General features: G+C 71.3%; 18 protein-coding genes and 3 pseudogenes. 12 read left to right on the forward strand and 9 right to left on the reverse strand.

What is annotated here, in order from left to right; all coding sequences use genetic code 11:
• Positions 1-23: 23 nt before the first annotated feature.
• The 8 genes and pseudogenes from OG788_RS34880 (at position 24) to OG788_RS34915 (ending at position 7,567) form a co-directional block, all read left to right on the forward strand.
• Positions 24-419, forward strand: coding sequence for a BlaI/MecI/CopY family transcriptional regulator (locus OG788_RS34880; protein WP_406375053.1), 396 nt, complete (start codon positions 24-26; stop codon positions 417-419).
• Entirely contained in the window at positions 416-1,345 is a 930-nt protein-coding gene (locus tag OG788_RS34885; RefSeq protein ID WP_406375054.1) for a M48 family metalloprotease, read from the forward strand. Before OG788_RS34880 ends, OG788_RS34885 begins: the two co-directional genes overlap by 4 nt.
• Positions 1,346-1,584: 239 nt before the next feature.
• Positions 1,585-3,078 (forward strand): annotated as a pseudogene (locus tag OG788_RS34890) (AlkA N-terminal domain-containing protein); the annotation flags it as partial.
• 92 nt (positions 3,079-3,170) lie between these two features.
• Positions 3,171-3,653 carry a methylated-DNA--[protein]-cysteine S-methyltransferase gene (locus OG788_RS34895; protein WP_406375055.1) on the forward strand — a complete coding sequence of 161 codons (483 nt, stop codon included), beginning with the start codon at positions 3,171-3,173 and terminating at the stop codon, positions 3,651-3,653.
• 278 nt (positions 3,654-3,931) lie between these two features.
• Positions 3,932-4,570: a hypothetical protein gene (locus OG788_RS34900; RefSeq protein WP_406375056.1), complete on the forward strand. Its 639-nt coding sequence runs from the start codon at positions 3,932-3,934 to the stop codon at positions 4,568-4,570.
• Between the two features lie 109 nt (positions 4,571-4,679).
• Complete coding sequence (locus OG788_RS34905; protein WP_406375057.1) at positions 4,680-4,922, forward strand: ferredoxin; 243 nt, start codon at positions 4,680-4,682, stop codon at positions 4,920-4,922.
• A complete protein-coding gene (locus OG788_RS34910; protein WP_406375058.1) occupies positions 4,912-6,303 on the forward strand; it encodes an NAD(P)/FAD-dependent oxidoreductase in 1,392 nt (463 codons plus the stop codon). Before OG788_RS34905 ends, OG788_RS34910 begins: the two co-directional genes overlap by 11 nt.
• A 31-nt stretch (positions 6,304-6,334) precedes the next feature.
• Positions 6,335-7,567: a cytochrome P450 gene (locus OG788_RS34915; RefSeq protein WP_406375059.1), complete on the forward strand. Its 1,233-nt coding sequence runs from the start codon at positions 6,335-6,337 to the stop codon at positions 7,565-7,567.
• Here the strand turns inward: OG788_RS34915 and OG788_RS34920 are convergent.
• From OG788_RS34920 to OG788_RS34940, 5 genes and pseudogenes are all read right to left on the reverse strand, one after another.
• Positions 7,564-8,073 carry a hypothetical protein gene (locus OG788_RS34920; protein WP_406375060.1) on the reverse strand — a complete coding sequence of 170 codons (510 nt, stop codon included), beginning with the start codon at positions 8,071-8,073 and terminating at the stop codon, positions 7,564-7,566. The genes OG788_RS34915 and OG788_RS34920 overlap by 4 nt on opposite strands.
• Before the next feature lie 30 nt (positions 8,074-8,103).
• Positions 8,104-8,284: pseudogene (locus tag OG788_RS34925) on the reverse strand (IS5/IS1182 family transposase); the annotation flags it as partial.
• A gap of 181 nt (positions 8,285-8,465) precedes the next feature.
• A pseudogene (locus OG788_RS34930) lies at positions 8,466-8,836 on the reverse strand (Sir2 family NAD-dependent protein deacetylase); the annotation flags it as partial.
• 177 nt (positions 8,837-9,013) lie between these two features.
• Positions 9,014-10,441, reverse strand: a complete 1,428-nt coding sequence (locus tag OG788_RS34935) for an alpha/beta hydrolase family protein (protein WP_406375061.1) — start codon at positions 10,439-10,441, stop codon at positions 9,014-9,016.
• Between the two features lie 261 nt (positions 10,442-10,702).
• Positions 10,703-11,437, reverse strand: coding sequence for an SIR2 family NAD-dependent protein deacylase (locus OG788_RS34940; RefSeq protein WP_406375062.1), 735 nt, complete (start codon positions 11,435-11,437; stop codon positions 10,703-10,705).
• A 197-nt stretch (positions 11,438-11,634) separates the two neighbouring features.
• Between OG788_RS34940 and OG788_RS34945 the strand changes: the two genes are divergently transcribed.
• Positions 11,635-12,936: a hypothetical protein gene (locus tag OG788_RS34945; RefSeq protein WP_406375063.1), complete on the forward strand. Its 1,302-nt coding sequence runs from the start codon at positions 11,635-11,637 to the stop codon at positions 12,934-12,936.
• A gap of 96 nt (positions 12,937-13,032) precedes the next feature.
• On the forward strand, positions 13,033-13,347 hold the full coding sequence (locus tag OG788_RS34950; RefSeq protein ID WP_406376926.1) for a chloride channel protein: 315 nt from the start codon (positions 13,033-13,035) through the stop codon (positions 13,345-13,347).
• Here OG788_RS34950 and OG788_RS34955 read toward each other — a convergent pair.
• From OG788_RS34955 to OG788_RS34970, 4 genes are all read right to left on the reverse strand, one after another.
• Positions 13,298-15,115 carry a glycoside hydrolase family 15 protein gene (locus OG788_RS34955; protein WP_406375064.1) on the reverse strand — a complete coding sequence of 606 codons (1,818 nt, stop codon included), beginning with the start codon at positions 15,113-15,115 and terminating at the stop codon, positions 13,298-13,300. The two genes, OG788_RS34950 and OG788_RS34955, sit on opposite strands and share 50 nt — an antisense overlap.
• A gap of 14 nt (positions 15,116-15,129) precedes the next feature.
• Positions 15,130-16,548: a DUF2252 domain-containing protein gene (locus OG788_RS34960; protein WP_406375066.1), complete on the reverse strand. Its 1,419-nt coding sequence runs from the start codon at positions 16,546-16,548 to the stop codon at positions 15,130-15,132.
• Entirely contained in the window at positions 16,545-18,143 is a 1,599-nt protein-coding gene (locus OG788_RS34965) for a GMC oxidoreductase (protein WP_406375067.1), read from the reverse strand. The genes OG788_RS34960 and OG788_RS34965 overlap by 4 nt, the downstream gene beginning before the upstream one ends.
• 254 nt (positions 18,144-18,397) lie before the next feature.
• A complete protein-coding gene (locus OG788_RS34970) occupies positions 18,398-18,601 on the reverse strand; it encodes a hypothetical protein (protein ID WP_406375068.1) in 204 nt (67 codons plus the stop codon).
• Positions 18,602-19,075: 474 nt separating this feature from the next.
• Here OG788_RS34970 and OG788_RS34975 point away from each other — a divergent pair, with 474 nt between their 5' ends.
• Positions 19,076-19,720 (forward strand): GAP family protein, encoded by a 645-nt coding sequence (locus OG788_RS34975; RefSeq protein WP_351547351.1) that lies wholly within the window; start codon positions 19,076-19,078, stop codon positions 19,718-19,720.
• 247 nt (positions 19,721-19,967) lie between these two features.
• Positions 19,968-20,387 carry a DUF6325 family protein gene (locus tag OG788_RS34980; protein ID WP_406376927.1) on the forward strand — a complete coding sequence of 140 codons (420 nt, stop codon included), beginning with the start codon at positions 19,968-19,970 and terminating at the stop codon, positions 20,385-20,387.
• The last annotated feature ends 45 nt before the right edge of the window (positions 20,388-20,432 follow it).

Genomic DNA, 20,432 nt, shown 5'->3' on the forward strand with positions numbered 1-20,432 from the left:
ATGGCAGGGTGAGGATCGTTCCCATGAGCAGTGGCAAGGACGAACGCCGGCCGGCGGGTGAGCTGGAGGCCGGCGTGATGGCGGCTCTCTGGGCCGCCGGTGGGCCGCTCACACCCGGGCATGTACAGCGCGCGCTGGACTCCGGTCTGGCCCGCACGACCGTGACGACGATCCTGTCCCGGCTGCACGAGAAGGGCATCGTCGGCCGTGAGCGGCTGGGCCGGGGCTACGCGTACTTCCCCGTCCAGGACCCGCACGGCCTCACCGCGCTGCGCATGCACAGCGAGCTCGACCGGGACGACGACCGGGAGACCGCGCTGGCCCGGTTCGTGGCCCAGCTGAACCCCGACGACGAGCGGCTCCTGCGCGACCTGCTGGAGCCGGGCCTCGACACGGATCCGGAATCGGGTGAGGCATGACCTTTCTGCTGCTGATCCCGCTGCTGGTGCCCTTCGTGGTGGGGCCGCCGGCCCACCGCTGCCTCGAGCGGCTCGCCCCGGCGACCGCGCTGTGGGCGGTGACCCTCGCGATGGTGGTGCTGGCCGGGGCCTCAGTGGCCTCGCTGGGCGCGCTGCTCCTGACCGGGCTGCTCAAGCTGCCCTTCCTCGCGGGCCTCGGCGACCTCGTCCACCCCTTGCGGACGGCCCCGGACCTCGTCGTGCTGCCCGCGGCCGCCGCCGCGACCGGCGCGCTCACCGTCGGCGCCTGGACCGTGGTCCGCTCGGGCCTGCGCCAGCTGCGCGCCTTCCGCTCCGCGCGCAGCCAGGCCGACCGCCGCCCCACCGCGGGCGACCTGTGCGTGATCGAATCGCCGCACCCCGACGCCTACGCCCTACCGGGCCGGCCGCACCGCATCGTCGTCACCACCGCGATGCTGCGCAGCCTCGGAGCCGACGAGCGTGAGGTCCTCTTCGCCCACGAGCGGGCCCACAACGCCGGCGGGCACCACCGCTTCCTCGTCGCCGCCGAACTCGCGGCCCACTGCCATCCCGGCCTGCGCGCGGTCCGCGCGACCGTCGTGCTCGCGGCGGAGCGCGCCGCCGACGAGGCCGCCGCCGTCGCCGTGGGGGACCGCAGGCTGACCGCCCGGGCCATCGCCCGCGCGGCCCTGGCCGTCGGGGACGCCCGCTCCGACCGCCCCGGCTTCGCCCCCGCGGCCACCACGGGTCCCGTCCCGCAGCGGGTCGCGGCACTTCTGTCCGCTCCCCGGCACCGCCCCCGCGCCGCCGTCGGGATCGCCCTCGTCCTCGCCGCCTGCGCCGCCGTCTCGGCCGGTGCCTCGGGGGCGGGTGTCCTCGCCTTCCACCACGAGGTGGAGGTCGCCCAGGGCGAGGAGCCCCGCTGACCGCTTCGGTTCTGGGCCGGGTTCGGGATCGGGATCGGGATCGGGATCATGGATGCATGGTCCGGCGCGGTTCCGATCGGGAGTGTTCCGACCGGGAGAAGGCACCGCGGGGCGAGCGAGGTCCGGGCCGGTCGCGGGTTCGGGATCGCCCTTAGGGGGCCCGGGCCGGTCGCAGGCAGCGCGAGGTAGATGTCGGATTCTCGCCAGCCCGGTCCTCCCGAGTGCCCGATGCTTGAGGCATGCAGAACGGGATGCACACGGACACGGAGCGCTGCGTGCGTGCCGTCCAGTCGAAGGACGCGCGCTTCGACGGCTGGTTCTTCACCGCCGTGACGACGACGAGGATCTACTGCCGGCCCAGCTGCCCGGTCGTGCCGCCGAAACCGCAGAACATGACCTTCTACCCGAGCGCGGCCGCCTGCCAGCAGGCGGGATTCCGGGCCTGCAAGCGGTGCCGCCCGGACACGAGCCCCGGCTCACCCGAGTGGAACCACCGCGCCGACCTGGTGGCCCGCGCCATGCGGCTGATCGGCGACGGGGTGGTCGACCGCGACGGCGTACCCGGCCTGGCCGTCCGGCTCGGTTACAGCACCCGCCAGATCGAGCGGCAGCTCCTGGCCGAGCTGGGCGCGGGACCGCTGGCACTCGCCCGGGCCCAGCGGGCCCAGACCGCCCGGTTGCTCATCGAGACGACGCCGCTCCCCATGGCCGAGGTCGCCTTCGCCGCCGGCTTCTCCTCCATCCGCACCTTCAACGACACCGTCCGCGAGGTCTTCGCGCTGTCCCCGAGCGAGCTGCGCGCCCGGCTGCCCAGGAACCGGGCCGAAGCCGCCGAGGGAACCCCGGGGATGCCGGGCGTACTGAACCTCCGGCTCCCCTTCCGGGCCCCGCTCAACCCCGACAACCTTTTCGGACACCTCGCGGCGACCGCCGTACCCGGAGTGGAGGAGTGGCGCGAAGGGGCGTACCGCCGGACGCTCCGGCTGCCGTACGGGCACGGGATCGCCGGCCTGACGCCGATGCCGGACCACATCGCGTGCCGCCTGACCCTCAGCGACCTGCGCGACCTGGCCGTCGCGATCAGCCGCTGCCGCCGTCTGCTGGACCTGGACGCCGATCCGGTGGCCGTCGACGACCAGTTGCGCACGGATCCGCTGCTGGCGCCGCTGGTCGACAAGGCTCCCGGCCGCCGGGTTCCGCGCACCGTCGACGAGGCCGAGTTCGCCGTACGGGCCGTGCTGGGGCAGCAGGTCTCCACGGGCGCCGCGCGTACCCACGCCGCCCGTCTGGTCACCGCGCACGGCGATCCGGTGGCCGACCCGCACGGCGGCCTCACCCATCTCTTCCCCTCCCCGGAGGCGCTCGCGGCACTCGATCCCGAGTCGCTCGCGATGCCCCGCACCCGCCGTGCCACCTTCACCACGCTGGTGGGTCAACTCGCCGACGGAACACTTCGCCTGGGAGTGGAGAACGATTGGGAGGAGGCGCGGTCCCGGCTCCTCGCGCTCCCCGGGTTCGGCCCCTGGACCGCCGACGTGATCGCGATGCGCGCCCTCGGCGACCCGGACGCCTTCCTCCCCACCGACCTCGGAATCCGGCGCGCCGCCCAGGAGTTGGGGCTCCCGTCCACACCGGCCGCCCTGACGGCCCGTGCCGCGGCCTGGCGCCCGTGGCGGGCGTACGCGGTGCAGTATCTGTGGGCTACGGGCAGCCACCCGATCAACTTCCTCCCCGCACCAGCCGGCACCCCGCACACCTCGGACGCCACGAACCCAGCACCACGCGCTCCACGTACGCGACGCACTTCACGCATCAAGGACGCTCAGTGAAACAGCACATGGTCATCGACAGCCCCTACGGCCCTCTCACTCTGGTCGCCGACGACGGCGTCCTGTGCGGCCTCTATATGGTCGGTCAGCGTCACCGCCCGTCGGAGGAGAGCTTCGGCGAGCGCGACGACACGCTCTTCGACGAGGTGACGGAGCAGCTGCACGCCTACTTCGAGGGTGAGTTGAAAGAGTTCAGTCTCGAACTGCGGATGGCGGGAACACCGTTCCAGCGCAGCGTGTGGGACCAGCTGCGGCAGATCCCCTACGGCGAGATCCGGTCGTACGGCGAACTCGCCCAGGCCCTGGGCAACATGGGCGCCTCCCGTGCGGTCGGCCTCGCCAACGGCAAGAACCCGATCGGCATCATCGTGCCCTGCCACCGCGTGGTCGGTGCGAACGGCAGCCTCACGGGATACGGCGGCGGCCTGGACCGCAAGAAGCGGCTCCTCGACTTCGAGAGCGGATCGGCCCTCTTCTGACCGCTCTCACGCACCCGCCGGGCCGCCGGACACCCCCTGGTCGCCCGGCTTGCGCAGGACGTTGGGCCGCGGCAGTCGGCGATTCCGGAGGCGCAAGGGCCGGCGGATGTGACAGCGGCCGGGCGCAGGCACCCCTTCGTCCGGGGCGGCCCGGATCCGACCGGCCGCCGATGACCTGTATGGCCCATCGCGGTCTTCCTCCCGGGTGACCCCGGTGGCGTGAGCCCCGCGATCACTGGTGTCTGGACGAAGGGAGAGCCGGCAGAAAGCGGGAGAGCATGGAGCGGAAGGACAAGGGCCTCGCGACACCCCGGGCCGCCGGGGCGGCCGGGGTGGTGTTCGCGGTCCTGATGGCCGCTGCGATCGTGCTGGTGCGCATCGCTCTGCCCGGCGGCGGGGACGGCGTGACCCTCGACGCCGGACAGCGGAGCGGCGTTCGGACGGCGCTGGAACTGGTGCCGTTCGCCGGGATCGCGTTCCTGTGGTTCATGGGCGCCCTCCGCGAGCAGGCCGGCCGGGCCGAGGACCGGTTCGTCGCCACCGTGTTCCTGGGCAGCGGCGTGGTCTTCGTCGCCATGCTGTTCGGTGCCGCCGCGGCGGCCGGGACCGTGCTCGGCGAAGGCCCGCAGGGCTCTTCCCCTTCCTTCGGCAGCCACTTCGCCTACGCCCTGCTGACCACGTACGCCATGCGGATGGCGGCGGTGTTCATCATCACGACGTCGACCATCGGCCGCCGGCTCGGCGTGTTCCCGCGCCCGCTCGTCGTCGTCGGCTATCTCGCGGGCCTGACGCTGTTCGTGGCGGGAACGGGCGTGCCCTGGTCCGAGCTGGTCTTCCCGGGCTGGGCGCTGCTCCTCAGCCTGAACATCCTGTGGGGCCGTCGCCCCTCCACGGCACCGCCCGTCCCTCCGGCCTGATACGGCCGCACCGCTCACTCGAACGGTCCGCTCCTCGTCGCCGCCTCCCGCCCGGCCGCCGAGAGTGGTCGCAGGAGGCTTGACCGGGCCTTTGGAGAGGACCGATCCCGTGGTAAGGATTGCTGTCGATCTGAACCGCTGTCAGGGGTACGCACAGTGTGCGTTCCTCGCTCCCGAGATCTTCACCATGCACGGCGACGAGGCGCTGCTGTACGAACCGGAGCCCGACGAGGCGCTGCGCGAGAAGCTGGACCGGGCCGCCGCGGCCTGCCCGGTCCAGGCCGTCCTCGTCGACGCGGTGGAACCCGACGCCGTGGACGTACCGGCCGAGGGTGTGTCCCATGCTCGGTGACGGATCCCTGGACCGGCTCAAACGCGATGGCCGCATCGTCGTCGTCGGCGCCTCGCTGGCCGGCCTGCGGGCCGCCGAGACCTTGCGGGAAAAGGGCTTCGCGGGTTCGCTGACCATGATCGGCGACGAGCCCTGCGAACCGTACGACCGGCCCCCGCTGTCCAAGCAGGTGCTGCTGGGCCGGGCGAGCGCCGACCGTACCGCACTGCCCAGACTCCGGACCGTCGACGCGACCTGGCGGCTCGGCACCCCGGCCACCGGCCTGGACATGGCCGCCCGACGGGTGCGGCTGGCCGACGGCGACGAGGTGCCGTACGACCGGCTGCTGATCACCACCGGCGTACGGGCGCGGCCGTGGCCGCACGAGGCCGAGGCGGACCTCGACGGAGTCTTCGTGCTGCGCGGCCGGGACGACAGTGCCGCGCTCGCGCGGCGGCTGGAGGCGGGCCCCAAGCGGGTCCTGGTCATCGGGGCCGGATTCACCGGCTCGGAGATCGCCTCCGCCTGCCGTGAGCGCGGCCTCCCCGTGACCGTCACCGAACGCGGCGCCGCGCCCCTGGTCGGCGCACTCGGCGGGGTGGTCGGCGCGGTCGCCGCCGAGCTGCAGCGCGAGCACGGCGTGGACCTGCGGACCGGTGTCATGGTGACCGCCCTGGAGGGCGACGCCTCGGGAAGGGTGCGCGCGGCCCAGCTGTCCGACGGCTCCTCCGTGGAGGCCGATGTGGTGGTCGTCTCGCTCGGCGCCCTGCGCAACACCGAATGGCTCGCCGGGTCCGGACTCGGCGCGGGTCCCAGGGGCATCGCCTGCGACGCCGGCTGCCGCGCCTTCGACATCCGCGGGATCGTCACCGACGACATCTACGCGGCCGGCGACGTCGCCCGGTGCCCGCACCCCTTGTTCGGCTACCAGTTCCTCTCCCTGGAGCACTGGGGCAACGCCGTCTCACAAGCCCGGATCGCGGCGCACAACATGCTCAGCGAGAGCACGGACCGCCTGCCCCACATGGAGGTTCCGGCCTTCTGGTCCTCGCAGTTCGGAGTCAACATCAAGTCCGTCGGGATCCCCTCGATGGGGACGGAGATCCTCATCTCCCAGGGCTCGTTGGCGGATCACCGGTTCCTCGGCGTGTACGGGTACCAGGGGCGTGTCATCGGCGCGGTCGCCTTCGACCACGGCCGGTGGCTGCCCTTCTACCAGGGGCTGATCGAGACCACCGCGCCGTTCCCGCCGCCGTTCACCACGGTCGACCGGCGCCCCGACGGACAGCGGCCGCTCGACGCGGACTTCCCCGACCCCTCGGTCCCCACCCACGGCCCCACCGTGACCCTCAGCGGATACTCGCCGGCCGACCGCCGGCTGACGTTCACCCCGGCGCACTGACCGCACGGCCACGAGGACCCTAGGACTCGCCATGACGCAATCCCTGCTGCACCAGATCCTGGACTACGCCAACCGGGCCGACCCGTACCCGATCTACGAGGAGCTGCGGAAGACCCCCGTCCACCACGAGGCCGACGGGCCGTACGTGGTCAGCACGTACTACGAGATCCGCAGCCTTCTGCACGATCCCCGGATCAGCTCCGACGCTCGCAACCTGGCCTCGAACGCCGCCGACCCCCTGGCCGAGGCCCCCACGGAGGAGAGCACCCTGCCGCCGGGCTTCCTGCGGCTCGACCCGCCGGAGCACGACCGGCTGCGCCGCATGACGAACCGCCCCTTCGGCCCGCCGCACTCACCCCACCGGGTCGACGGGATGCGCGGAGAACTCCACGACATCGTCACCGGCCTCATCGACGGCATCGGCGACCCGGACCGGATCGACCTGGTGGAACAGTTCTCGTATCCCTTCCCGGTGACGGTGATCTGCCGGCTGCTCGGGGTACCGCGCGAGGACGAGGCACGCTTCCACAGCTGGGCGGACACCCTCGCCGCCAACCTGGATCCCGACCCGGACGCCGATCCCGAACGCGGCAAGGGCGCGCAGGACGCCCGGATGCAGCTCGGCATGTACCTGGCCGGCCTGATCGAGGAGCGCCGCAAGAATCCCGGCGAGGACATGCTCTCCCAGCTGGCGACGGCCAAGGGCGAGGACGGCCCGATGACCACGATGGAACTGCTCAGCACCGCGGCGTTGCTGCTCATCGCGGGACACGAGACCACGGTCAACCTGATCACCAACGGCATGCTGACCCTGCTGCGCAATCCCGGCGTCCTCCAGCGGCTGCGTGCCGATCCGCGGCTGGCCGTGCCCATCGTCGAGGAGCTGCTGCGGTTCGAGCCGCCGGTGCAACTGGTGCCGCAGCGCGCCACTCTCGCCGACATCGAGGTCCGCGGGGTCACCATCCCCAAAGGTGCCACCCTGTGGCTGGTCCTGGCGTCGGGCAACCGCGACCCCCAGCGCTTCGACAACCCGGACCGCTTCGACCCGGACCGCCCGGACATCCAGCACCTCGGACTGGGCAGCGGCATCCACAGTTGCTTCGGTGCACCGCTCGCCCGGCTGGAGACCCAGTTCGCCCTGTCGGAGCTGGCCCGGAGGCTGGAGAACCCGCGTCTGCTGGAGGACCCGCCCCCGTACCGGAAGAACGCCGTGCTGCGCGGGCCTCGGCAACTGCACCTCGCCTGCGACGGGATCCGTGCCTAAGGGCTGTCCCGTAAATGACCTTCGAGGCCCGCAGCGGGCTGTCCCATGACCGCTCGGGCCGCGTCGAGAAAGGTCAGTCTGTTGTCCTCCAGGTAGTCGCGCACGCTCTCACCGTCGGGCAAGCCTTCCCACACGGTCCGGTTGAGGTCGAGGAAGTACTTGCGTGCCGCGTCGTGCACGGGCAGCGGAAACTGGATACGGATCAGCCGTTCCGCGACCCAGAGTCTGTTCATGGAGTCTTGGGTCGCGAGGAACCAAGGGGTCGTGTCGTCCCACTCGTGCGGCCGACTGAAGGCCGCGCGCTCCGCCTCGGCCCCCACCTCGACGAACCGCTCCAGCAGCGTAAGCCGCTCCGCACGCCGGGCCTCCGACGACTCGGTCTGCTGCCGCCGCTGCTCCGTCCGCTCAGCCGACCGCTGCGTCGCGAACTGGACGAGGAAGGACAACGCGCCACCGAGCGCGACGCCGCCCAACGATATGAGTGACACCCAAACTTGACCGGACATGGTGGCTATCGTTCCACGCTGTCGATCTTTGAGTGTCGCCTCTTAGACGATCTTTGAGTCGCTGCGGCATCACGAGTCCGGTTCCCGGATAGCCGCCGCCGGCGATCGTCACGGTCCTCCCGACAGCGGTCTTGGCCCCGGACTCCTCCCACGCTCTGCAGTCGTTGCGGATACCTGGCAGGGGCTGGCCGACCACGACGATCACCCGTGACCAGCCGTTACGGGACAGCCCTTAGCGCGCCGCCCGCGAGCAGTCCCGCGAACAATGCTTCAGGTCGCTGCACTTGACCGCTGTCCTCGCATGGTCGGCCCAGCAGCTCCGGCAGGGCGGTGCCGATGGGCTGCGTACGACGGCGTCGGCTCGGCGTTGACGATGACGAGCCGGGCGCCGTGGCGTCGACCTGGGCGAGGGCGCCCTCCATGGGCCCGCGCGCATGACATCCGGTGCACACGAAGCTCCGCGCGGTCCAGTGCAGTTCGAGGACCTTGCGTGCGGGCATTCCGGCGAGCTGGTGCAGCCGTCCACGTTCTGCGTGATCACCCGCACCGGGGTCCCGGACTTCTCCAACTCGGCAACGGCCCGGTGTGCGGCGTTGGGCTCGGCCTGCGACGCCTGACTCTCGCGCCGCATCTGCCGCGCCCGGCGCCTGATCTCGGCATCACCCATGTAGTGCTCGTACGTCACGAGCTTCTCGGCCTCGGGGTCGCGCAGCCACAGGCCGTTGGGCCCGCGGTAGTCGGGGATTCCGGAGTCGCAAGGCATGGGTGGATGCAACCCCGGCCCAGGACCGGCCTTGCGCCGTGCGGCGAAGCGCGATGTGCGGTAGCGCCCTGTGGACCGACCGAAGCGGGCAGTTGGTGTCAGGCCACCCACGTTGCCCGCGATGTGATCGCTGACAATACATAGCGGTCGCACCGGGGAGGCCTGACCTGATGCCGGCTAACCGCGGGCGCCCCGACCCAGGGTGTCCTCCAGCCAGTCGAAGACCACCTCGCAGTGCTGTTGCGGCGCCATCGGCGAGCAGTGCAGTTGGGCACCGGTGGCCGCCCGCATCAGGCGGAACTCCTTGCGGGTGCGCAGCAGTTCGAAGAACTCGCGTGGCTGACCCGGGTAGAAGACCTCGTCGTCGTAGTCGAGGACCAGTGTGGGGCACTTGATGCGGCCCACGATCCGGGTGATGTCGAGTGCCATGATCCGCTGGGCCGGTGTCCAGAAGTCGGTGAAGAGCCGGCCCTGCCGGGCGGCGAGCATCGCCGGGATCGAGAAGGGCTCGATCCGCTTCTTGAGGACGAACTGCTCGGACGGCGTCAGTTCGGGGGCGACCTCCTCGTTCCAGATGCGGTTGGTCTCCGCCTTGTCCGGCGTCACGATGTCCCGAAGCTCCGCCGGGAAGCCCAGCCACGGGGCGAGGCAGCCCGGCAGCGCGGCCAGAGCGGCGATCCGGTGCTCGAAGGCCGCGGCGCGTGGTGCGAGGTCACCGCCCATGGAGAGGCCGGTCAGCGCGATCCGACGGGCGTCGACGTCCCTGCGGCGCTCCAGCCAGTCCACGAGCGGCGAGACCACCTGCTCCCAGCGTGGGCTGAAGACGAGTTGGTCGACGAAGAGCAACTGGCCCTGGCCCGGGCCGTCGTAGACGAGCGCGTTCCAGCCGCGGCCGAGCGCGGCGGAGACCCCGTAGGTCCACATGTCGACGTTCGGGCCGTCGCTCCCGTTCGTGAGGATGACGGTCGGCCGGGGCCTTCCCGAATCGTCGGGGCGGAAGAACCAGACAGGAATCGAGATCCTGCCCTGGTACGGGACCTGGTCGGTGATCGCCGCCGGCGTGCACAGCCGTGCGAAGGTGTCCCAGGACCGGCGCCCCGCCAGATAGAGCTTCTTCTCGTCACCCGGGGTCTCCGAGCCGAGCACGAAGAACAGCGCCTGACCGTAGTACTGGGCGGCGCGCAGTGAGTGAGCGCGGTGTGTCTGCTCGTGAGGCGAGGCGGTGGTCGTCAGCCGGTCGCCCCAGCGGCGGAACTCCGCGGTGTAGGTCTGCTCGCTCGCCCCGGCGGCGTTGATGGCGTTGACGGCGGTCAGCACCTCACCGACCTCTGCCGCGCCGAACCCGGCGCCCCCGAGCGCGAGCAGCGCGTTGAAATTGAGCCCCGGGTCCGTGAACAACTGCATGGCACCTGGCGTCGGCGATGCGTCGGGTGCGGGAACCGGGGCCGAAGGGTGGGCGTCACGCTCCGTCGCGAACGCCGGTGCCGAGCTCGCCGAGGCGGCTGACGCCGCGGACAGCGCGACTGTCCCCGCCCCTGCCGCGAGCCCGGCGAGCGCGCCCCGTCGGGTGAGCGTCTGCGCATGGTCTGTGTACGCGTTCGTCATGAGATCGAACGTAGGAGCAGGCCTTGCCACCGACCGGCCCGCCGCTCCCGGCGGTACTTCGAACGGACCCCTGGGAGCGGCGGAACGGCTTCCCGTGCAGATGACGCTGCCGGCGCTGGACATCACGCTGCCTCCCGGGCTGGACCCCGCCGGGTTCGAGCGTGCGCTGGGGGAAGCGCGGCAAGCGTCTGCGCGCGGCCGGCCGACGATGAGTCGGACCGGCCGACCTTGCCGCATTGCAGCCGGACAAGGCATTCGTGGCTATCGGTTCGCCGCGTGCAGCCGGCGCAGCAGCTCCGGCAGGGCGGTGCCGATCGGTTCGCGGACGACTTCGTCGGCGAGTTCGTCGTACGGGGTCGGCTCGGCGTTGACGACGACAAGCCGGGCCCCGTGGTCGGCGGCCACACCCGCGAGGCCCGCCGCCGGCTGGACCTGCAGACTGCTGCCGACCGCGATGAAGATCTGGCAGGCCTTGGCGATGGCGGCGGCCTGGCCGAGGACGACCGGGTCGAGCCGTTCACCGAACATGACGGTGGCCGGCTTGAGGATCCCGCCGCACGTCGGACAGTCCGGGTCGTCCTCCCCGGCGTCGACCCGAGCGAGAGCGTCCTCCATGGGAGTCCTCGCACGGCACCCCGTACACACCACCGCCCTTGCGGTGCCGTGCAGTTCGAGGACCTTGCGCGCGGGCATCCCGGCGAGCTGGTGCAGCCCGTCCACGTTCTGGGTCAGGACCCGCACGGGGACCCCGGCCCGCTCCAGCTCGGCCACGGCCCGGTGCGCGGCATTGGGCTGTGCCTGGAGCGCACCGTTCTCACCCCGCATCCGCCAGGCCCGGCGCCGGATCTCCGGATCGCCCATGTAGTACTCGTACGTGACGAGCTTCTCGGCCTCGGGGTCGCGCCGCCACAGGCCGTTGGGCCCGCGATAGTCGGGGATTCCGGAGTCGGTCGAGATGCCTGCGCCACTGAGGATGGCGACGAGGGGCCTGTTCATGGACCCGAGAGTAGGAGTCCTGCCTGTTCGGAGCGAGCGGATTTCGGGGTCGTGGAGCGGGCGTCACTGGCATGATCGTCTCGCGGTCGGCCGCAACTGGCTTGCTGCCCCGCGGAGTTCGTGCCTCCGCGAGGACGGCTGCGGTGGGATGCCCTCCGTTCCGACGAGAAGACGCTCATTCAGCGGGGAAGAGGGTCATGGAGATCTACGCCTACTGGCTCGACGGTGAGCACCTGCGGTTGTCCGAGTGGGTTCCACAGGACCAGTCGCTGGGCGTCATGCTGAAGATCCAGGCCCTGTTGGGGCACACGGTGGTGCTGAGCGACATCCAGCTCATCGACAGCCCCGTGGTGCAGACGCTGTTCGAGTCCGACGACTTCAGATCCTTCGCGCGCAGCTGCCCCGAGTTCCTGCGCTGCACCACCGGTGCCCCACCCGGGAGCGACCCGTTCACCCTGGTCACCACGGGGTTGCACCGCGCCTTGGAGCCCGGCTGGCTCTCGTCGTCGTTCGAGACGGCGGAGCCCATGATCAGGCTGTCGGAGGCGATCCTGGAGCGTGGAGACGCCAATCCGGGTCCGCTGTTCGCACGAGGCACCTCCCTGGGAACGCGGTACGAGGAGGGCAGCGCGGTCCGGCAGAGGCTCCAAGCCGTGGCATGGACGCTGCACCACTTCTCCCGCGAGGCCGGGGTGCCGTTGGGTACGAGTGCCGTGGTGCGCCCCAGCTCGTACTGCGACGTGCTGGAGGAAGTGGCGGAGCTGCCCGGACTCCCGGGCCACGACTACGCGCCGGTGGAACGCACACTCGCCTACCTGGCCGACCACTTGGGCGAATCGGACCGGCACCGCAGAGCTCTGCTCATCGCCCACCTCGAGGCGACGGACCCGCCGCACAGGACCGCGATCCGCAACACCGCGACGCAGGCGTGGAACGCGGCGGTGCAGCGTACGCTCGGCACCGACGGGGCATCCCCGCGGTCCCTGCCCGAAGCGGCCGACGTCGGGCTGTACCTCGGGCGTCCGACGGACGCGCTGTTCGAGCCCGTGAGCCCTGCCTCCACGTCGCCCGCGGGGCACGCCCTGACCTCGTCCGACCTGGCGGCGGTCGGAACACTGAGCTGGCAGGACATCGCCAAGATCTGTCAGGACGACGCCGTGACCCGTCGGCGCGATGACTTCCAGAACGCGCTGCGCGCCGCGGACGCGGCGGCCGACGACGACCTGTCGGCGCTGCTGCGGACAGTCCGGACGAAGCTGCCGACCACCGGGGGAGCGCCTCGGCGGTTCGCCTGGGCCGCCGCCGAAGCCGGCCTCGGTCTCGCCGGTGCCGGGCTGGCACTCGGTGCCGGCGAGACGCTAGGACTCGCGGCACCCGCGCTGGCGTTCGGACTGGCGGCGGAGAAACTGCTCCGCGGCAGCCGCACCCGGTCCCACATCGTCAACACGCTGATGAAGGCGGGCAGAGGCGGCACCTGGACACAGCGCGGCGACGTCTGACCGGGAGATAGGGGTGGAGGGGCGAGCGGAGGGGCGTACCGGGCGGCCTCGGCGGTCGCGTCCGGTCGGGGCGCGGCCAACCGGTGGGCGGGCAGCCTGCGCGGCGGTCCGGTCTTTCCCGCGCTGTTCCCCGGCGGCGCGATCGGAGCCCTGCTGACGCCGCTCCCGGGGTTCGGCGTCGTGCCGGCCATGGCGGCGGGCATGGCCGCCGTGTCCGCCGCCGCGCTCCGGCTGCCGGTCAGCTGTGTCGTCCCGGTCGTGCTGCTGGTGGGCAACTCGGGAACCGTCCCGGTGGTCGTGCTCGCCGCCGTGGTGTCCTTCGTGACCGTGGACCTGCCGCAGGGTCCGGACATCCCGCCGTTCAGCGACGGAGCCCGTCGAGCGCCTCGTCCAGCGTCGTCGCGGCCATGATGAGGGAGAGATGGGTGAAGGCCTGTGGGAAGTTGCCCAGTTGCTCCCCGCTGGGGCCGATCTCCTCGGCGAACAGGCCGACATGGTTGGCGTACGTCTGCATCTTCTCGAAGGTGTAGCGGGCCTGGGGGAGCCGTCCCGCCCGGGCGAGCGCGTCGACGTACAGGAACGTGCACAGGCTGAACGTCCCCTCGGAGCCGCGCAGTCCGTCCGGCGAGGCCTCGGGGTCGTAGCGGTAGACGAGGCTGTCGGAGACGAGGACGCGTTCCATCGCGTCGAGGGTGCTCAGCCAGCCGGGGCTGCGCGGGGAGACGAAGCCGACGCGGGGGGCCAGCAGCAGGGAGGCGTCCAGCACGTCGCCGTCGTAGTGCTGGACGATCGCCTGCTGCTTCTCGTTCCAGCCGCGCTCCATGACCTGTTCGAGGATCGCGTCCCGGGCCTTCGTCCAGCGGGCGGTGTCGGCCGGTCTGCTGAACTCGGCGGCCAGTTTCAGGCCCCGGTCGAACGCGGCCCAGCACATCACCCGGCTGTAGGTGAAGTCCTTGCGCCCGCCGCGGGTCTCCCAGATGCCCTCGTCGGGCCGGTCCCAGTTGTCCGCGAGCCAGTCGAGGATGCCGGCCAGGCCCTTCCAGCCGTGGTAGCCGGCCTGTTCACCCACCGCGCGGCCCTCGGCCAGGGCGTAGAGGGCCTCGCCGTAGATGTCGAGCTGCAACTGGCCGGAGGCGGCGTTGCCCGCGCGTACCGGGTACGAGCCGCGGTAGCCCTCGAAGTGCTCCAGGATCCCTTCCGTCAGATGAGGGTCGCCGTCGACCCGGTACATGATCTGGAGGGGTTCGTCGTCCGGTCCTTCGCGCTCCCGCAGGCGGTCGCCGAGCCACCGCGTGAACTGGGTCGCCTCCTCCACGAAGCCGAGGTCGAGCAGCGCCCGCACCGACAGCGAGCCGTCCCGCACCCACGTGTACCGGTAGTCCCAGTTGCGCTCACCGCCGACCTGCTCGGGCAGCCCCATGGTGGGGGCGGCGACCGGCGCGCCGGTCGGGGCGTAGGTGAGGAGCTTGAGGGTGATCGCGGAGCGGTGCACCATCTCCGTCCAGCGGCCCCGGTAGTTCGAGGTGCGCACCCACTTCTGCCAGAAGTCGACATTGTTCCAGAGGCCCTCGGTGAGCCCGTCGATCGTGGGCGGCGGAGGCGCCTCGCCGTCCGGCCCGCACACCGTGAACACCACGGCCGCCTGCTCGCCGTTGTCGAGGGTGATGCCGCCCCGGACGTCGTTCCCGTCGCGTTCGAACGGGATGTTGCCCTGGAGGTAGGCGGTCGCTCCCGGGGACCGGAACGCCGCCGTGCCGGGCGTCAGGTCGAGTTCGTGGCTCGCCCGCGCGTAGTCGAACCGCGGCCGGCACTCCAGAGCGAAGTGCACGGTGCCGCGCACCGAGCGCACGACGCGCACCAGGCTGTGCCGGTCGGTCGGGGCCGGGCCTGTCAGGACCGGCATGTGATCGATGATCTCGCCCACGCCGTCCGGGGACATGAAGCGGGTCACCACGACGGCCGTGTCCGGGTAGTAGAGCTGCCGCCAGGTTCCCTCGGGGTGATCGGGCGCGAGGCGGAAGTAGCCGCCGCCGTCGTGGTCCAGCAGCGAGGCGAAGACACTGGGGGAGTCGAAGCGTGGTGCCGGGAACCAGTTGACGACGCCCTGGGACGACACCAGGGCCGCGGTCTGCAGGTCCCCGACGAGTCCGTGGTCGGCGATGGGCGGATAGCGATCCATTGCTGGTCTCCTTGTCAGGCCGATCGGGCCTTGACGCGGCCGGAGCGGACGGCGTCGACGAGTGCCTGGTGGTCCTTCTCGTTCTGGTCGGCGTAGCCCTCGGCGAACGGGACGAGAGCCCGGTCGAAGACGTCACCCCCGCCCAGATAGGAGGCGATGGCGATCCGGTCGCCGGACCTCGCGTGCGCGCGGGCCAGCGTGGCACCGCACAGTTCCCCGAAGGCCCGCATGCCGGACGGCACCATGGCCTCGGGTTCGGCGATGCCCTTCCAGTCCCGCAACTGCCGCACGTAGAAGTCCCGTCGGCGGCCGTCGATGCCGTCGGCCCGCTCCCAGCCGAGGAAGATGTCGCTGGTGGCCTGCATGAGCCGTTGGCCGGCGACCACGCGCTCGCCCTGCGTCCGGTACTCGCTGGCGCCGGCGAACGGCGCCAGCACCGACTCGTCGGCCTCCTTGGCCTGAAGGAGCAGAGGATCCGCGTCGTCCCGGCCGAGCAGCAGGATGATCCAGCAGCGTGTGCCCACGCTGCCCACCCCGACCACCTTGCGGGCCACGTCGGCGATCCGGTACTGCTCCAGCAGGAACCGCCGGTCCGAGTTCAGACTCCGGGCGTAGCGGTCGATCAGCCGGCGGATCTGCTTCTCCAGCGCGCCGCGTTCGACATCGGGGAGCAGGTCCTGGAGCGGCGTGATCAGCGGCGGGTCCGGGGCGATGCGGGCCTGGCCGTCGACGATGTGGGTGAGCTTGGCGAAGGCCTGGAGGCTGTCCCGGGTACGTGCCTTGGCCGTGGTCCTGGACCAGCGCTCGCGGGCCCGTGCGCTCAACTCCCCGGCGATATGGGTCCGTACCCACGCGTCGTCGAAGTGCGTGTACCACACGGGGAGGTTGCCCAGCCCGGCGAAGCGTCTCATCCACTCGCGGTAGGACCGTACGGTCGAACGGACGATGTCCGCCCTTTCCTTGGTGCTGAAGCCGTTCGCCCGGCCCGCGATGACGAAGCTGGTGGACAGCCGTTTGACGTCCCACTCCCAGGGGCCGGGCAGCGTCTCGTCGAAGTCGTTGATGTCGAACATCATGCGGCGCTCGGGTGACGCCAGCAGCCGGAAGTTCAACAGGTGTGCATCGCCGCACAGTTGGGCCCTGATCCCGGACCGGGGGGTGTCGGCGAGATCCCCGGCCATGATGGCGGCGGCCCCACGGTAGAAACGGAAGGGCGACTCGGTCATCCTGCCGTAGCGGATCGGGACGAGCTCGGGCACCCGGGTCGCCGACTGGCCCTCCACGACGTCCACCGGGTCGGTCCGCTTCGGCGAGGGGGCGAAGTCGGCGTGACGGGAACGGGGCACGGCGGACCGGGCCGCCTTGCCGAGCGCGGCCCGTTCCGCCGGGGTGTGGTGCGGGGGGTGGCCGTCGGCCGGGTGCTTGGGGGTCACTGCAGGCGCTCCGCGATGTGGTCGCCGACGCGGAGTGCGTTGGCGATGGCGGTCAGCGAGGGGTTCACCGCTCCGATGCTCGGGAAGAAGCTCGTGTCGACGACGTACAGGTTGTCGAGGTCGTGGGCCTTGCAGTTGATGTCGAGAGCCGAATCGGCGGGGTCGTGACCGAAGCGGACCGTTCCCGCCTGGTGCGCCGTCGCGCCGATGGGCATGCCCTTGTGCAGATAGATGCTGTGCGGCAGAAGATGGTGCTCGCGCAGGCCCAAGTGGCCGAGCATGCCCTGCAGTTCGTGCCGCAGACGCTGGAGGCCGGCGATGTTGTTCTTCTCGTCGAGGGCGAGATGGACGGCGCCGTCCCCGTCCAGGGTGACGCGGTTGTCCGCGAGGGGCAGGTCCTCTCCGCACAGCCAGAAGTCGACGGCGTGGTGGGCGAGTACCTCGAAGGGCATGTCGGGAGCGATGGCTCCCGCCCAGCGCGGCGCTTCGCCGTGGATCTGCTCGGAGTCGGACTTGCCGAGCATCTGGATGCCGCCGAGGGGGTAGTCCCAGTCGTCGGACCCGAGGTACCAGTCGTGCAGGGCCAGCGTCTTCTGGAACTTGGTGTCGTTCGGTTCCTCGGAAATGGCCATCAGGGCGAGGTTGTTGTGCCGCATGTAGTGGCGGCCCACGACGTCCGAGCTGTTGGCCAGGCCGCGCGGATGCCGGTCGTTCGCCGAACGCAGCAACAGGGCAGCCGAGTTGACGGCACCACAGGCGACGATCACGATGTCGGCGCTGAACTCGACGGTCGTTTCGTCGGCCGAACCGTCACCGTCTCCCACCGTCGCGACGACGGAGGTGACACTGCGGCCCGTGGCGTCGGTGTCGAGCCGCCGGACGTTCGCGTGGGTGACCATCTCGACGTTGGGGTGTTCGAGGGCGGGGTCGACGCAGATCACCTGCGCGTCGGACTTCGCCCCGACCAGGCAGGGAAAGCCGTCGACACGGTCGCAGCGGATGCAGGCGCTGGAGTGCACGGCCCGGCCACGGTCGTCCTGGGTGAGGTTCACCCCGATCGGAAGGTGGAAGGGGTGCAGCCCCCGCTTCTCCAGGTCGTCGCTGAGCCGCTGGATGCGCGGCTCGTGCTGGACCGGCGGGTAGGCGTACTGGGCGCTGGTGTGCCCCTCGGTCGGGTCCTCGCCGTGGCGGCCGTGCACGAGGTAGAGGTGTTCCGCCTGGGTGTAGTACGGCTCCAAGTCCTGGTAGCCGAGGGGCCAGGCGGGGGAGACGCCGTCGTGGTGGCGCAGCTCGCCGAAGTCGTCCGGACGCAGCCGGAAGAGCGCGGCGCCGTAGAACTTGGTGTTGCCGCCCACGTAGTAGTTGACCTCGGGCGGGAACTGGTCGCCGTGCCGGTCGTACCAGAACTCCGGGGCGCGGTACTTGCCCTTGACGAAGACCGCTGTCGAGTCCCAGTTGTCGCGTTCGCGCGGGAGATAGCCACCGCGTTCGAGGAGGAGAATCCGTTTGCCGGTGGGTGCCAGCCGATGGGCGATGGTCCCGCCGCCCGCGCCGGTTCCGATAACGATGACGTCGTAGTGACGCGTGTCGGTCATGCCGGCCACCGTCCTTGGATCGTGATCCGGGGCCTGCCTGCCGAGGGGGTCGTCCGGCCCGGTCACCAAGGTAGCTCCGGGCGATATGTCCGGCGAGTCGGGTCGGTCGGGAGAGCCCGGACCGGGGTCTACGGCCGGTTCGCGCGCCGGTCGGGCCGGTCGGGCGAGCCCAGGCGACGGGCCACGGCGGGTTCCCGTGCGACGACGGCACCGGCGGTGATGCCCGCGGAGACGACGACGCACACGCCGATCAGTCAGGACAGCACGGTGAAGACCGCGCCCAGCGACCCGTAGCGCTCCAGGCTGCGGTTGAGCGCGTTGGGCACGTACACCTTGGCGACCAGCGACAGCACGGTCAGGGCCACCCCGGTCACGATCGAGCCGGGCAGCAGGGGCAGCAGGGGCAGCCAGGGCACGCGGCTCGCCAGCAGCCAGGTGCTGGGTCCACCACCGGACACCGATCTGGGTGACCAGGAGCAGCGGGAGGCCGAGCCAGAGCCCCAGGCCGAATCCGGTGCGCAGCGGTCCCTGCAGAGCGACCGGGAACCGTTCCCCGGCGCCGGCGCGCAGCCCCGGCAGCCGCGCCCGCAGTGCCGACGTCCGCAGTGCCGACGCCCGCAGTGCCGTCGCCCGGGCGCGCCGACGGCTCCGGCCGCCGCCGGTGTTCGGACCGGGTCCTTCACCTGCGCGCATTCCGCTCCCCGTGTCGGGCCTTCGCCGCACACCCCGTCGGGAGCGACCGCGCCACCAGGGTGCGGTCCGGTGCGCCCGCCGGGCTCGCGGCGCGAGCGCCACGGGGCCGTACGGGGGTGTCGGCGGGCGGTGGTGAGGCGGGTGGAACCGTGGATTTGTGGACGTGGGCGGGGGAGGTGACGATGAAGGCATGCGCGATGCCGCGGCGATGAGCCGCGCGAGACCACGCGGGGGCGGCGATGGTCCTTGACCTGGTCCTCATCGGTCTGGTGATCGCCCTGGACCCGCTGCCGGTCACCGGATTCGTGCTGGTGCTGTCGGCACGCAACGGAGTCTGGAAGGGCCTCGCCTTCATCCTCACCTGGCTGGCCACCTTCGTCGGCATCATCGCCGCGGTGCTGATCATGACCGGCGGACAGCCACCGGCGCCGAAGTCCGCGCCGTCCACGGCCGCCCTGGCGGCCAAACTGGCCATCGGCGTCGGAATGGTCTGCTACGCGGAGCGCACCCGCCGCAACATCGGCAAGCGGCGCAAGTCGTCCGGCTTCATGTCGCGGATCGAGCGGATCTCCGCCTGGTCCGCGGCCGGCCTGGCGCTGCTGCTCCAGCCGTGGGGGATGGTCGCGGCCGGAGCCGCCACGGTCGTGGACGCGGACCTCGCGCATGCCGCGTCGTACGCGGCGCTGATGGGCTATTGCCTGCTGGCCAGTTCCAGCCTGCTGACGATGGAGCTCTACGCGACGTTCGCCCCGCGATCGGCCCACGTACGGCTCGCGAAGCTGCGTACGTGGCTGGAGGGGCATCAGGAGCAGGCGCTGGTTTCGCTGGTGCTGTTCCTGGGGCTGTGGCTGGTGGGCAAGAGCATCTACCAGCTGACCGCGTGAGCCGTCTGAGCCGGCCCCGATGGGTCCGGGCCCCGAGCCGCGCCTTGCCTGAGCCTCGAGTCGCCCGAACCCCGAGCCGCCGCTCCGACCGCCCGAATCGCGGCACCCGTCGGGCGTACGAAAGACCCTCGCACCGAAGTGCGGCGGCATCCGTCCGATGCTGCAATGGACTGCAATGGAATGGGGGGCAGGGGGATCACCATGACCACGCAGGGGTGAAGCCGTGAGCGAAGAGGAATTCGTCGAGATGGGACCGATCGACTATGTGGTCGTCGAGTTTCCCGGCAACCGAATGACGGGCGAGGGATTTCCGATTCTGGTCGATCTGGTGGACCGCGGCCTCATTCGGATCCTCGACCTTCTGTTCGTGAGAAAGGACGAGGACGGGTCCGTGGTCGGCATGGAGATCGCCGACCTCAACGGCGACGGCGCGCTCGACCTTGCCGTCTTCGAGGGCGCGTCCTCCGGTCTGCTCGGCGAGGACGACATCGAGGAGGCGGGCAGGGCCCTGAAGCCCGGCAACTCGGCCGGAATCCTGGTCTACGAGAACGTGTGGGCAGCGCCCTTCGCCACCGCCCTGCGACGCAGCGGCGCCCAGATGGTCGCCTCCGGGCGCATCCCGGTGCCGGCGGTGCTGGCCGCGCTCGACGACACGGACGCCGGATAGAAGACACCGAGGCCGGCCCGCTCCGCCGTCGGCGGAGCGGGCCGG

Source organism: Streptomyces sp. NBC_00647, assembly GCF_045207245.1.
GTDB lineage: Bacteria > Actinomycetota > Actinomycetes > Streptomycetales > Streptomycetaceae > Streptomyces.